11 protein-coding genes are annotated in these 13,959 nt (G+C 71.6%); 4 read left to right on the top strand and 7 right to left on the bottom strand.

The features are described from left to right. Positions 1-62 precede the first annotated feature (62 nt). Positions 63-1,169 (bottom strand): family 43 glycosylhydrolase, encoded by a 1,107-nt coding sequence (locus tag AB0C17_RS27320; RefSeq protein ID WP_357384309.1) that lies wholly within the window; start codon positions 1,167-1,169, stop codon positions 63-65. A 273-nt stretch (positions 1,170-1,442) separates the two neighbouring features. After that, on the bottom strand, positions 1,443-2,498 hold the full coding sequence (locus AB0C17_RS27315) for a Glu/Leu/Phe/Val dehydrogenase dimerization domain-containing protein (RefSeq protein ID WP_357481125.1): 1,056 nt from the start codon (positions 2,496-2,498) through the stop codon (positions 1,443-1,445). 108 nt (positions 2,499-2,606) lie between these two features. Between AB0C17_RS27315 and AB0C17_RS27310 the strand changes: the two genes are divergently transcribed. Further along, positions 2,607-3,065, top strand: a complete 459-nt coding sequence (locus AB0C17_RS27310; RefSeq protein WP_357384304.1) for an Lrp/AsnC family transcriptional regulator — start codon at positions 2,607-2,609, stop codon at positions 3,063-3,065. 166 nt (positions 3,066-3,231) lie between these two features. Then, a complete protein-coding gene (locus tag AB0C17_RS27305) occupies positions 3,232-3,762 on the top strand; it encodes a pyridoxamine 5'-phosphate oxidase family protein (RefSeq protein ID WP_357481122.1) in 531 nt (176 codons plus the stop codon). 64 nt (positions 3,763-3,826) lie between these two features. Here the strand turns inward: AB0C17_RS27305 and metH are convergent, their stop codons facing one another. Then, the gene (metH, locus tag AB0C17_RS27300) at positions 3,827-7,342 is read right to left on the bottom strand and encodes a methionine synthase (protein ID WP_357481119.1); all 3,516 of its coding nucleotides are present in this window, start codon (positions 7,340-7,342) and stop codon (positions 3,827-3,829) included. Between the two features lie 241 nt (positions 7,343-7,583). Between metH and AB0C17_RS27295 the strand changes: the two genes are divergently transcribed. Both AB0C17_RS27295 and AB0C17_RS27290 read left to right on the top strand, forming a co-directional pair. After that, positions 7,584-8,453, top strand: a complete 870-nt coding sequence (locus tag AB0C17_RS27295) for a PAC2 family protein (protein WP_030504102.1) — start codon at positions 7,584-7,586, stop codon at positions 8,451-8,453. 115 nt (positions 8,454-8,568) lie between these two features. After that, positions 8,569-9,360: a GntR family transcriptional regulator gene (locus AB0C17_RS27290; protein ID WP_194801606.1), complete on the top strand. Its 792-nt coding sequence runs from the start codon at positions 8,569-8,571 to the stop codon at positions 9,358-9,360. A gap of 199 nt (positions 9,361-9,559) precedes the next feature. Here the strand turns inward: AB0C17_RS27290 and mshC are convergent, their stop codons facing one another. The 4 genes from mshC to AB0C17_RS27270 form a co-directional block, all read right to left on the bottom strand. Next, the gene (gene mshC, locus AB0C17_RS27285; protein WP_357481117.1) at positions 9,560-10,798 is read right to left on the bottom strand and encodes a cysteine--1-D-myo-inosityl 2-amino-2-deoxy-alpha-D-glucopyranoside ligase; all 1,239 of its coding nucleotides are present in this window, start codon (positions 10,796-10,798) and stop codon (positions 9,560-9,562) included. 67 nt (positions 10,799-10,865) lie between these two features. Then, on the bottom strand, positions 10,866-11,684 hold the full coding sequence (locus AB0C17_RS27280) for an SCO1664 family protein (RefSeq protein ID WP_357384246.1): 819 nt from the start codon (positions 11,682-11,684) through the stop codon (positions 10,866-10,868). Next, on the bottom strand, positions 11,681-12,262 hold the full coding sequence (locus AB0C17_RS27275) for a DUF3090 domain-containing protein (protein ID WP_357384244.1): 582 nt from the start codon (positions 12,260-12,262) through the stop codon (positions 11,681-11,683). The genes AB0C17_RS27280 and AB0C17_RS27275 overlap by 4 nt, the downstream gene beginning before the upstream one ends. An 87-nt stretch (positions 12,263-12,349) precedes the next feature. Further along, positions 12,350-13,063, bottom strand: coding sequence for a histidine phosphatase family protein (locus AB0C17_RS27270; protein ID WP_357384242.1), 714 nt, complete (start codon positions 13,061-13,063; stop codon positions 12,350-12,352). Positions 13,064-13,959: the final 896 nt, after the last annotated feature.

Below are 13,959 nucleotides of genomic sequence, written 5' to 3'. Positions count from 1 at the left end.
GTTGGAGGGCACACTGGACCGGCGCCGCCACTGTGGTGGCGGTCGCAGTCCGGTGACAATCGTTAGAGCTCCACCTTGAAGTCGGCATTGGAGCCGGAGCCGGTGATGACGAGACGCCCGGTCCGGCTCTTACGCCCCGAGCCGTCGTCGGCGAGGTAGTTCCACGTCACCCACGGCTTGCCGTCGCGGGCCCGGTAGACGTCCATCGCGCCCGGCCCGCGCTTGTTCCCCGGCAACGAGTACTTGCGCATGGTGTCGGGCAGGTGCGCGGCCGGACCCGAGTAGGAGAACCAGGCCCGATTCGGTCCGGGCATCGGCGCGCACAGGCCGTCGTCGATCCGGTCGCCGCAGAAGGCGATGCCGGTCGAGTAGTAGTTCTCCCGCCAGGCGTTGCCGGAGTAGAACAGATACCAGGAACCGTTGTGGTTGAACGCACTCGGGTTCTCGATCACGGCGACGCCGCTCGTGTCGCGGTACGTGACCCAGCTCAGATTGTCGCTGCGGAAGATGACGACCGGCTCGCTGTCGCGGTCGACGGTGCCGTTCGTGTTGAACTTCAACCTCATGACGGAGAGCGCCGACTCCTGCCCTTCGGCACGCTGCCCGTCCCGCCAGGTCATCCAGATCGCACCAGCGGGACCGGCGGTGACGTCCGCGTCCAGCGCCCACCGGCTGCCCTTGTCCGGGCAGGCGATCGGCAGGTCCTCGGCGATGAACCCGCCGTACGGGTTCTGGGAGCGAGCCACCCCGATGCACTTGCGGCCGTCGTCGTTCTTGCGGGTGGCCGTGTAGAAGAGGTAGTAGCGGCCGACCCCGTCCTTGACGTGGTAGAACGCCCCCGGCGTCCAGATCCCGGCGCCGGCCTCGACCCACGCCCCGCCGCCGCTCGGCATGGCGTCGCCGGCCACGGTCGGCGAGGTGCCGACGACGTTCCCGGAGCCGGAGACGGAGTACGGCACCTTGCGCCCGCCGCTGCTGGCCCCGTACGTGATGTACTTGTTGGAGCCGTCATGCAGGGCGATGGTGTCAGCGCCGGGGAACGGGAAGTCCTGCGACTCGTCGGCCGGGTCGACGGCGGCGGCGCCGGCGGAGGGCGCGGCGGCAGCGCCGGTCGTGGCCGCGACGGCCAGTGCCAGCCCTGCCACGAGCGCGCGGATGGTGACTCGCATGAGGCTCCTCTGAATCCGGGTCAGATCCTGAGGGCAGATCAAACCATGTAAATACAACGATTACCAGAGGCTCGCGGAGGCGCCCGTTCCGGGCACGGCTCGACCGACCCAGCGGCCCGGTGGCGGGCCGGCCGGGTGTCGTAAACCTGTCAGTTCAGCTCGGGCCGGATGACGGCGTCACTCGGCCCTGAGCTGTCACCGGGTAGCGGTGGTGCGTCCGCGTCGAGAACGGTGGCGGCTGGGCGGCTGTCTTGCGGTCGGGTGGTGGCAGGGTCAGCGGCGGTGTTCGATGCGGTGGCGGGCGCGGGAGCGGGCGGCGGCGGCCGGGGTCGAGCCGGTGGCGCGGGCGGTGCGCAGGATGCCGGCGAGGGTGTCGGCGATGCCCTGAACCCGGGCGGTGGCCTGGGCGGAGGTTTCCTGGTGCAGTTCGACGGCAGTGGCGTGGATGATGCCGCCTGCGCTGACGATGATGTCCGGTGCCCAGAGGATGCCGTGCTGGTGCAGCAGGTCGGCGGTGGCCGGGGTGTCGAGTTGGTTGTTGGCCGGGCCGGCGATCGCGGCGCACCGCAGTGTCGGCACCGTGTGCGAGGTGAGCAGACCGCCGAGCGCGGCGGGGACGAGCACGTCCACGTCGGCGGTCAGGCAGTCCTGCGGGCTGGTCCAGGCGGCACCCGCGGCGTCGGCGAGCGTTCGTCTACCCTCGTCGATGTCGGCGGCCACCAGGGTCGCGCCGGCTTCGGCGAGCATGCGCAGTACGTGGCCGCCGACACGGCCGAGGCCGAGAACGGCGAAGCTGCGCGCGGACAGGTCGGCTGACCCGAATCGCTCGGCGCACAGGGCATGCAGCGCGGCGAGGACGCCGACGGCGGTGTGTCCGGAGGAGTCGCCGCTGCCACCGGCGTGCACCGGTCGGCAGAACGCATACGGGGTCCGCTCGGCGATCGTGACCATGTCGTCCGGTCCGGTTCCCACGTCCGGTCCGGTGGCATAGGCGCCGTCCAGGCCGGCGATCACGTCGCCCGCGTCATGCAGCACCGCCCGACGGGCGGCCGCGTCGAGTGTCCTGCCCGGGGGCAGGGCGACGACGGTCTTGCCGCCGCCGTTGGGCAGCCCGGCCAGCGCGCATTTGTCCGACATCGCGGCCGACAGCCGCAGCGCGTCGGTGAGCCCGTCACGCCAGTGCGGGTACTGCGCGACCCGGCAGCCGCCGATGGCCTGACCGAGCGCGGTGGAGTGCACCGCGACGACGATCGGCAGGCCGGACCGTACGCCCCGCCTGATGACGACGTGTTCGTGCACGGGCTCGGTGTCGAGGTGGGTCGCGACCATGATGGCTCCTGTCGTGCGCTCGCCGGAACGGGATCGACAGTAGGCAGGTGGTTGGCGCCGACCAGCTCAAAGCGAACATCGTTCGGAGAAGATGACAGGATCCCGGTCGTGGACGAACTTGATTCGGCGATCATCGAGCACCTGCAGACACACGCGCGGCAGACCAACCGCGAACTGGCCCGCGCGGTCGGCATCGCGCCGTCCACCTGCCTGGAACGCGTGCGCGCACTGCGGGAACGCGGCGTGATCACCGGCTATCACGCCGAGATCAGCCTGGCCGCCCTCAACCGCGGCGTACAAGCATTGCTGCACGTGCAGGTCCGGCCCCTGAGCCGAACCGTCATCGACGGCTTCAAGAAATATGCGATGGAGCTGCCCGAGGTGTTGTCGGTGTACGTCGTGGCCGGCGGCGACGACTTCCTCGTCCACGTCGCCGTCCCCAGCGTCGACAGCCTGCACTCCTTCCTTATGGACAAGTTCAGCGGACGCCGCGAGATCGTCGGGTTCCGCAGCTCCGTCATCTACCAACACGCCCGAAAACAGGTCATCGAACCACTCGACCCGTAACGCGCGGCCGCAGGACCGGGACAGCCGTGCGGCCCGCTGGCGTCCGCAGCCAGGTGAAGAAATATGACGCAAGGTGTCAGGTTTTGGGTGGAGCATGGGTTCATCGGTCGGCGCGGTGAGAGGCGCCGACCACAGCGCAGACAGATGCGGAGAGACAAGGACCACCATGCGCGAAACCCCACAAGATCTCGAAGAGCTCCAAGCCCTCCTTGACGCCTCCCTCGCCGACTCCACCTCCCACCTCCGCTCGATCATCAACACCGCGAGCACGCTGGACGCGGAGCAGCTCACCCAGGTCCTCACCGGCATGTGCACCCTCGCTCTGTCCAGCGTGACGGCGAAGGGTGAGCCGCGGATCAGCGGTGTCGACGGGCACTTCCTGCGAGGCAAGTGGTACTTCGGCACGGCGCCCGACGCCGCCAAGGCGCGCCACCTCGCGGCGCGGCCCGCCGTCAGCGCCGCGCACATGCGCGGTGAGGACCTCGGCGTCTTCACGCACGGCACGGTGGAGATCCTCAACCCCCGCAACGGCGACCAGGCCACGGACTGGCCGGACGTGCTCGCGTACTTGAAGGACTTCTACGGCGACGACCTCTTCGACTGGGACAACGAGGTGGTCTACTACCGGCTGCATCCGCACTGGATGACCGTCTATGCCCCGGACGTCGCAAAGCTCACCGTGGCGTCCCAGCCCTGATCCACGGCACGGGCCTACCGATGCGGCGGCCTGTTCGCTTCGGACAGGTCGACAGCATCCGGCGTCACTTGGCGTTGAAGTAGTTCGCCTCCGGGTGGTGCACCACGATCGCGTCGGTGGCCTGCTCCGGCACGAGCTGGAACTCCTCCGACAACTGCACGCCGATCCGCTCCGCGCCCAGCAGCTCCACGATCTTCGCCCGGTCCTCAAGGTCCGGGCAGGCCGGGTAGCCGAACGCGTACCGGCAGCCCCGGTAGTCGGTGCGCAGCAGACCGGCCAGGTCGGCCGGGTCGTCGTCGGCCACGGTGCCGCCACCGGGCAGCACCAGCTCGGCCCGGATCCGCCGGTGCCAGTACTCGGCCAGGGCCTCGGTGAGCTGCACGGACAGGCCGTGCACCTCCAGGTAGTCGCGGTACTCGTTGCCGGCGAACATCTTCGCGGTGTATTCGCTGATCGGCTGCCCGACGGTGACCAGCTGCAACGCCACCACGTCGAGCTGGTCGCCCTTGGGCCGGAAGAAGTCGGCCAGGCACAGCCGCCGCTCCTGCCGCTGCCGGGGGAAGGCGAACCGGGCCCGCTCGCTGTGGCCGTTCTCGTCCAGCACCACCAGGTCGTTGCCCTCGGAGTACGCGGGGAAGTAGCCGTACACCACTGCCGCCTCCAGCACCTGGTCGGAGATCAGGCGGTCCAGCCAGTACCGCAGCCGGGGCCGGCCCTCGGTCTCCACCAGTTCCTCGTACGACGGTCCCTTGCCGCCGCGGGCGCCGCGCAACCCCCACTGGCCCAGGAACGTGGCGCGCTCGTCGAGCAGCGCCGCGTAGTCGGCCAGCGGCACGCCCTTGACGACACGGGTGCCGAAGAACGGCGGCTTCGGCACGGCCACGTCCGTCGCCACGTCCGAGCGGACCGAGGAGTCGTCCAGTTCGGGCAGCGCCTCGCGGACCTGCGCCCGCTGCCGCTCGCGGCGCTCCCGGCGGGCCGCCAGTGCCGCCTCGCGCTCCGGGTCGATCACCGGCGCGCCGCCGCGCTTGGCCGCCATCACGCGGTCCATCAGGGACAGCCCCTCGAAGGCGTCGCGGGCGTAGTGCACCTGGCCCGGGTAGATCGACCGGAGGTCGTCCTCGACGTACGCGCGGGTCAGCGCCGCGCCGCCGAGCAGCACCGGCCACCGCTCGGCCACGCCGCGGGAGGCCATCTCGGCCAGGTTCTCCTTCATGATCACGGTGCTCTTCACGAGCAGGCCGGACATGCCGATCGCGTCGGCCCGGTGCTCCTCGGCGGCGTCGATGATCGCGTTGATCGGCTGCTTGATGCCGATGTTCACCACGTCGTAGCCGTTGTTGGACAGGATGATGTCGACCAGGTTCTTGCCGATGTCGTGCACGTCGCCCTTGACGGTGGCGAGCACGATGCGGCCCTTGCCGTCGTCATCGGTCTTCTCCATGTGCGGCTCCAGATAGGCCACCGCGGTCTTCATCACCTCGGCGGACTGGAGCACGAACGGCAACTGCATCTGGCCCGAGCCGAACAGCTCGCCGACCACCTTCATGCCGTCCAGCAGCAGGTCGTTGATGATGGACAGCGGCGTACGCCCCTGCGCCATCGCGGTGTCCAGGTCGGCCTCCAGGCCGTTGCGCTCGCCGTCGATGATCCGCCGCTTGAGCCGCTCGTCCAGCGGCAGCGCGGCCAGCTCCTCGGCCCGGGTGGCGCGCGCCGACGCCGCGTCCACGCCCTCGAACGCCTCGATGAACCGCTGCACCGGGTCGTAGCCTTCGCGACGGCGGTCGTACACCAGGTCGAGCGCCACCTCACGCTGCTCGTCCGGGATCCGCGCCATCGGCAGGATCTTGCTGGCGTGCACGATCGCCGAGGTCAGCCCGGCCTGGGCGCACTCGTGCAGGAACACCGAGTTGAGCACCTGCCGCGCCGCCGGGTTGAGACCGAACGACACGTTGGAGATGCCGGCGGTGAAGTTGACGCCCGGGTAACGCGCGGCGATCTCCCGGATCGCCTCGATCGTCTCGATGCCGTCGCGGCGGGTCTCCTCCTGCCCGGTGGCGATCGGGAACGTCAGCGCGTCGATGAGGATGTCCTCCCGGCGCATCCCCCACCGGCCGGTCAGGTCGTCGATCAGCCGGCTGGCCACCCGTACCTTCCACTCGCGGGTGCGGGCCTGGCCCTCCTCGTCGATGAGCAGCGCCACGACGGCGGCGCCGTGCTCCTTGACCACCGGCATGACCCGCGCGTAGCGGGAGTCGGGGCCGTCGCCGTCCTCGAAGTTGACCGAGTTGACCACGCACCGGCCGCCGAGCATCTCCAGCCCGGCCTCGATGACCGCCGGCTCGGTGGAGTCCAGCACGATCGGCAGGGTCGAGGCGGTGGCGAACCGGCCGGCCAGCTCCCGCATGTCCTGCGTGCCGTCGCGGCCGACGTAGTCGACGCAGAGGTCGAGCAGGTGCGAGCCGTCGCGTGCCTGGCTGCGGGCGACCTCCACGCAGGCCTGCCAGTCCCCGGCGAGCATCGACTCGCGGAACGCCTTCGAGCCGTTGGCGTTCGTCCGCTCCCCCACCATCAGGACGCTGGCGTCCTGGGCGAACGACACGTGGTGGTAGATCGAGGAGACCCCGGCCTCCGGCTCCGGCTCGCGCGCCACCGGCGCCCGCCCGCCCAGCCGATCCACCAGCACCCGGATGTGCTCCGGGGTGGTGCCGCAGCAGCCGCCGATCAGGCCCACGCCGTAGTCGGTGACGAACTGTTCCAGCGCGTCGGCCAGCTCGTCCGGGCTGAGCGGGAAGTACGCCCCGTCGGCGGTCAGCACCGGCAGGCCCGCGTTCGGCATCACCGAGATCGGGATACGCGAGTGCTGCGCCAGGTAACGCAGGTGCTCGCCCATCTCCGCCGGGCCGGTGGAGCAGTTCAGCCCGATCAGGTCGACGCCGAGCGGCTCGATCGCGGTCAGCGCGGCGCCGATCTCACTGCCCAGCAGCATGGTGCCGGTGGTCTCCACCGCGACCTGGCAGATGATCGGCACGTCCCGGCCGGCCTCGGCGCGGGCCCGCTTCGACCCGACCACCGCCGCCTTGACCTGGAGCAGGTCCTGGCAGGTCTCGATGATCAGCGCATCCGCCCCGCCGGCGATCAGGCCGGCCGCGTTCTCCTGGTACGCGTCGCGCAGCGAGGCGTAGGTCGCGTGGCCCAGCGTGGGCAGCTTGGTGCCCGGGCCCATCGAGCCGAGCACGAACCGGGGGTGTTCCTCCGTCGCGTACGCGTCGGCCGCCTCCCGCGCGATCCGCGCGCCCGCCTCGGACAGCTCCCGGATCCGGCCGGAGATGCCGTACTCGGCGAGGTTGGGCAGGTTGGCGCCGAACGTGTTGGTCTCCACGCAGTCCGCGCCCGCCGCCAGGTAGGCGTCGTGCACGCCGCGGACCACGTCCGGCCGGGTCACGTTGAGGATCTCGTTGCAGCCTTCGAGGCCGTCGAAGTCGTCGAGGGTCAGATCGGCGGCCTGGAGCATTGTCCCCATCGCGCCGTCCGCGATCAGGATCCGATCGGCCAGCAGGTCACGCAACGAGATAGACACATGCTCCAGGGTAGTGCTCCCGACTGCGGCACAGTTATCCGAACCGGCCCTTCCCACATACTGCCCATCGGGCCCGCGTACCCCTTTCCGCCGGTTCGCCCGGGTGGCCCGGCCCGGCGACCGGCGCGGCCGACGGGCCGGCCCCGGCGGCGGCACGTAGGCTGACGGACGTGAAGGACAACAGGGGTGCGACAGTGCGACGGGGCGACGCCGCGCCCGACGAGCAGGGTGAGGTGACGGCGTGACCGAGTTCGACGGGCTGCCGGTACTGCGCTCGCCGGTCGCCATCGCGGCCTTCGAGGGCTGGAACGACGCCGCCGACGCCTCCACCGCCGCCGTGGAACACCTGGAGCAGGTCTGGCAGGCCCGGCAGGTGACCGAGCTGGACCCGGAGGACTTCTACGACTTCCAGGTGAGCCGCCCGACGATCACCATGGCCGACGGCGAGACCCGGCGCGTCGAGTGGCCCACCACGCGCTTCATGGTGGCCAGCCCGGAGGGCACCGAGCGGGACGTGGTGCTGATCCGGGGCATCGAGCCGAGCATGCGCTGGCGGACGTTCTGCGAGCAGGTGCTGGAGATCTGCCACAGCCTGGAGGTCGAGCGGGTGGTGCTGCTCGGCGCGTTGCTGGCCGACGTGCCGTACACCCGGCCGCTGCCGATCAGCGGCAGCGCGTCGGACGCCGACGCGGCCAAGCGCTACCAGCTCACCCCCACCCGGTACGACGGACCGACCGGCATCGTCGGCGTGCTGCACGACGCCTGCACCCGGGCCGAGGTCGACGCGGTGTCGTTCTGGGTGCACGTGCCGCACTACGCCAACAACCCGCCCTGCCCGAAGGCCACCCTCGCGCTGCTCCACCGGGTCGAGGAGGTGCTCGACCTGCCGGTGCCGATGGCCGACCTGGCCGAGGAGGCCGCCGAGTGGGAACAGCGGGTGCGCAGCGCCGCCGAGCAGGACGCCGAACTCGGTGAGTACGTGCGTGAGCTGGAGGAACGGGTCGGCGACGCCGGCATCACCCCGCTGACCGGGGACGAGATCGCCCAGGAGTTCGAGAAGTACCTGCGCCGCCGCGGCGGTTCCGCCGGGCCGACAGCGGGTTCCTGGTAGCTCTTTCCGTCGAAGCCGGGCTTCCCTTGTCGGGGCCCGGCTTCTTCGTGTCCGGGGTGGTGCCGTCACACCCTCTAGGGCATCCTAGGAACCTAGCTGTTCTGAGGAGGCCTGCATGCAGATCAACCCGGGCGCGGCCGAGTTCCCGCACCGGCAGATCGCCGCGCAGCTCAAGGCCCAGGTGCGCCGCGGCGACTGGGGGCCGGGCGAGCGGCTGCCGTCCATCCCGGCCATCGCCGAGATGTTCGGCGTGGCGAAGCAGACCGTGCAGCGCGCCGTCGACCAGCTGCGGGTCGAGGGCATCCTGATCACCAAACCCGGCTCCGGTACGTACGTCCGGGGCACCCGGCGTCGCCTCAACCGCCTGTCCCGGGGCCGGTACGGCGGCTTCCGCGGCTACCACACCGACCTGGCCGCCCGGTACCGCCAGCAGCTCGTCTCCGTCGGCCGCTCCCCCGCCCCGGCCGAGGTGGCCGACGCGTTCGGCGTCACCGACGGCACCGAACTGCTCTGCCGGCGGCACCTGGTACGCACCGACGACTCCCCGGTCGAGGTCGGCGCGTCGTGGTTCCTGCCCGCCGACACCGCCGGCACGTCACTGGAGCGGGCCGAGGCGTTCGGCCGGCCGCTCTACCAGGAGGCGGAGGAGGTCACCGGCCGGCGGTACGTCACCGCCACCGACACGATCAGCGCACGCCAGCCCAGCCGGGAGGAGGCGGAGATCCTCCAGATCCGCCCGGACACCCCGGTGCTGCACCTGCTGCACGTCGCCTACGACGAGCGGCACAAGCCGATCGAGGTCGCCCAGGCGACCTGGCCGGGCCCGATGACCACGCTCACCGAGGAGTACAAGATCCCCGCCCCCGCTCCCGACCAGGACCCCGACCCCGGCCTGGTCCTGGGCTGACGCTCCCGGCTCCTGGCGCCCGGCGCCAAACCGCCCTCGACACACCCACCACGTTCCACCCGCCCTTCGAAGAGCGTGATCTTGCGGTTGCGGACCCCGCGAACCGGCACAAAAGGGCGGGAACGGGAGCCGCAAGTGCAAGATCGGCGCGGCGGGAGGGAGGCGGGAGGGCGAAGAGGGCGCGGGCGCGGTGGGTGGGCTAGAGGGCGATGCCGAGGAGGGCGTCCACCGTGTCGCGGAACAGTGCCGGGGCGGCCGCGTCCTCCGTGACGCCGTTCAACGCGCCGTCGGCCCAACGGTCGGCCGCCGTCAGGGCACCCGGCGTGTCAAGGTCGTCGGCCAGGCGCTCGCGCACCTCGGCCAGCAACGCCGCCCCCGACGGGCCCGCGGGCGCGGCGGCGGCCCGCCGCCAGCGGCCCAGCCGCTCCCGCGCCTCGGTGAGCAGTTCGTCGGTCCAGGAGCGGTCGCTGCGGTAGTGGCCGCTCATCAGCGCCAGCCGGACCGCCATCGGGTCGACCTTGTCGGCCCGGAGCCGGGACACGAAGACCAGGTTGCCCTGGGACTTCGACATCTTCTCGCCGTCCAGGCCGATCATGCCGGCGTGCACGTAGTGGTCGGCGAACGGCGCCTCGCCGGTGAGCCGCTCGGCGTGCGCGGCGGAGCACTCGTGGTGCGGGAAGATCAGGTCGTTGCCGCCGCCCTGCACGTCGATCCGGTCGCCGAGCAGGTTCAACGCGATGACCGTGCACTCGATGTGCCAGCCGGGACGGCCCGCGCCCAGGTCGCCGCCGGGCCACGACGGCTCGCCCTCGCGGGCGCCGCGCCACAGCAGCGGGTCGAGCGGGTCACGCTTGCCGGCGCGCTCCGGGTCGCCGCCGCGCTCGGCGAACAGCTCGATCATCTGCTCGCGGGACAGGTTGGACTCGTAGCCGAACCGGGGCGCGGCGGAGACGTCGAAGTAGACGTCGCCGGTGCCGTCGTCGAGGCGGTACGCCGCGCCGTCTTTGAGCAGCACCAGCACCTTCTCGGCGATGTCCGGGATCGACTCGACGGCGCCGACGTAGTGCGCCGGCGGGATCATCCGCAGCGATTCCATGTCCTCACGGAACAGCGCGGTCTCCCGCATGGCCAGGACCTTCCAGTCCTCACCGTCGCGCTCGGCGCGCTCCAGCAGCGGGTCGTCGATGTCCGTGACGTTCTGCACGTACCGCACGTCGAGGCCGGCGTCACGCCACATCCGCTGCACCAGATCAAAGGCGATCATGGTGGCGGCGTGCCCGAGGTGCGTCGCGTCGTACGGGGTGATGCCGCAGACGTACATCGAAGCGCTGCCCTCGGGCCGGCTGGGATGGGCGCCCTGCCGCGCCGAGTCGTACAACCTCAGCGGCACGCCCTCGCCGGGCAGCCGTGGCACCTCGTGTCCCGCCCAAGACTCCATGACCGCCAGCCTAACGATCCGTCAGACGCTCGGGTGCCGCCCTACGGGTGATCAACACGACAACGGCTCACATCGGCGGCCATGGCATCGCCGGCCACTCCTGCGGCGGCAGCGGGAACCGGCCGGACTCGCGCAGCCGCTCGACCCGTGCCGCCAGCGCGGCCAGCTCACCGATGGTCAGGTGCTCGGCCAAGTCGTCGCCCAGTGGCCCGCGCAGCTGCGCGGTCAGGCCGTCGAGCATCTCCACCGCGTCCGGCGGCAGCTCACGGCCGGCCCAGCCCCACAGCACCGTACGCAGCTTCTCCTCGACGTGGAAGCTCACGCCGTGGTCGACGCCGTAGATCCGGTCGTCCTGGCCGACGAGGACGTGCCCGCCCTTGCGGTCGGCGTTGTTGATGACCGCGTCGAGCACGGCGAGCCGGGCCAGGCGGGGGTCGTCGGCGTGCGCCAGCGCGTACGCCGCCCCGTCGTCGTCGCGGGCCGCGGCCACCGGGAACCAGCGCGGCGGGATCTCCCGGGCCGGCACGAAACCGACGAGCGGTTCGGCGTCGTCCGGCTCGTCGATCCAGAGCTGGCACGAGCCGGGCCCGAACGGGCCGTCCCGCAGCACCGTCGGCGGCACCAGATCCCAGCCGGTGGCCCGGGACACCAGGTAGGCGGACACCTCCCGGCCGGCGAGCGTGCCGTCCGGGAAGTCCCAGAGCGGGCGCTCACCTCGTACCGGCTTGTAGACACAGTGCGCGGTCACCTCGCCGAGGGCGATGACGCCGCGCAGCGTGGCGTTTGAAGCGTCGACGAGCCGCCCCTCCAGGGTCAGCTCACCGTCGGCGAGCAGCCGCAGCGCCTCGGCGCCGTCCTGTCGGGGCTGCAGTTCCGACGAGGTCACCGGTGATAGCCGTTGTGCCGGGGGCAGAGGTGACCGGCCGGGTCGAGCGGCTGGCCGCAGAGCGGGCAGGGGGGCCGGCCGGCGTTCACGACGCGCTTGGCCCGCTCGATGAACTCGCGGGTCGCCTCCGGGGTCAGCCGCACCCGCAGGCGGTCGAGGTCGTCGTCCGGCTCGTCCGGGTCCTCGTCGGCGTCGTCGTCCGCGTCGCCCAGCTCGACCTCGACCTCCGCCTCACCGACGGCGATCGCCTCGATCACCACGGTCGCGGTGTCCACGTCGAAGGCCAGGCCCAGCGTGCCGACCCGGAACTCCTCGTCGACAGGCGTGTCGAGCGGCTCGTTGTCACCGGTCACCGTGGTGACCGGCTCCGGCAGCTTCACGCCGAAGCGGCGCTGCGCCTCGGCGAGCAGCTCCTCGAGCTTCTCGGCGAGCAACGACATCTGGACCTTCTCCAGCGACACGCTGACCAGCCGGCCGCCGCCGCGCGCCTGGAGGAAGAACGTGCGCTCCCCCGGCGGGCCGACCGTACCGGCGACGAACCGCTCCGGCGGCTCGAAGGCGTGCACCTGGTGCGTCATACCCACGACCCTATCCGGCGTGTGGAAGCACCGTGCAGCCCACCGATGCCGAATCCGCCCAGAGCGAACGCGCCGTGTCCGCCGGTCTCACCCGGCCGCGCCCGCGCCCCCGCCGACCGCCGCGTCGGACTCCGCCGCCCGCGCCGCGCGCCGGCGCCGCTTGCGCGGCGGCGGGACCAGCGCCGACAGGTCGCCGCCGGTGTCGTTGAGCCGGACCAGGAACGGCCGCAACGGGGTGTAGCGGATCGCCGTCACCGACGCCGGGTCGGCCACGATCCGCTGAAAAAGATCAAGGTGTACGCCGAGCGCGTCCGCCACGATCGCCTTGATCACATCGCCGTGGCTGCACGCCAGCCAGACCGCCTCCGGCCCGTGCTCGGCGGTGACGCGCGCGTCCCACGCCCGTACCGTCGCGACTGCGCGCGCGGACATGGCCGCCATCGACTCCCCCTGCGGAAACGCGGCGGCGCTCGGGTGCTGCTGCACCACCGGCCAGAGCGGCTCCTTAGCCAGCTTCTTCAGCGACTGGCCCTCCCAGTCGCCGTACCCGCACTCGATCAACCCCTCGTCGGCCACCGGCTCGGCGCCCGGCAGGGCCAGCTCCAGGGTCTGCCGGCAGCGGATGAGTGGGCTGGTCACCACCGCCGCCAGCGGCAGTCCGGCGAGGCGCGCGCCGACCGCCGTCGCCTGCGCCCGGCCGGTGTCGTCCAGCTCGACCGGTTGCCGTCCGGCGAGGCCGCCGTCGGCGTTCGCGGTGGTACGGCCGTGTCGCAGAAGCAGAAGGGTCGCCACGCTGACCACCCTAGGCGGTACGTCCCGCGATGATCGTCCCGCCACGGCAGCCCGCCCTCATGGCGGCCGTCCCGTACCAAGATCGCGCGCCAGGCGGGGCCGCGCCGGAACGGATGGCCGGCGGGATCCGCGGGCGCAGGCCTCGACTCTCCCGACCCGCCCGCCGGCTCCCGCCAAACCCGACTGCCCTCGGCAAGGCTCACGCCGATCATGAACTTGGCGGCATCGATTGTCCGGTTTGTGGCCGGCAACTTCATGATCGACCCACGCCGGGTGGCGGCGACCGATGCGAGGCGTGGCTGAGCCCGCCGTCGGCTCCTCTTGAGCGCTGCGGCGGTCCAACGCGGGAGATCTTGGAAGATTTCGGCCCCCATAAGGGCCGTTTCCTTCCAAGATCTCCCGCCGGGCCGGATCGGGGCGGGATGCGCCGCGCTCTTCGTGCGGGCAGGCTCGACGGACTGGTTGCGCCCATACCGGTCCCGCCCCGTGTTGTTGACCATGAGGTTGGTGGTGGTGACAAACCGGACACCGGACGCCGCCAACTTCATGATCGACGCGTGGAGGACGGGCGGCGGGTAGGTGAGGTGAGTGGGGTGGGCAGGGGTGTCGGGTTTGGGGGTGGTCGGGGACACCCCGGTGGCGGAATCGGGGACCGGGCCGGGGCGTTATACCTGGTGCACGACCGCAGCAGCGCGCCTCCCGCACCCCAGCCGGGGTGGGCGGCACGGCCCCGGGAATGACGGGTGGGCCGGTGGTCGTTGCACATACCTCCGGCCACGACCTCAGCCCCGCGCCGTCCGGCGTGAGCGAGCGCGGCGTGAACCGGACCGACCCCCCTTTTTTGAAGAGCGCCTGACGGTGCTCGCACCCGCACCGCATCCCCCCTTCACGGCGCGGGCGTCGAC

The sequence above is a fragment of the Micromonospora sp. NPDC048887 genome (assembly GCF_040649715.1).
In the GTDB taxonomy this organism is placed as follows: domain Bacteria; phylum Actinomycetota; class Actinomycetes; order Mycobacteriales; family Micromonosporaceae; genus Micromonospora.
Note: the sequence above shows the minus strand (reverse complement) of the source record. Positions and strands in the feature narration are given on the sequence as shown.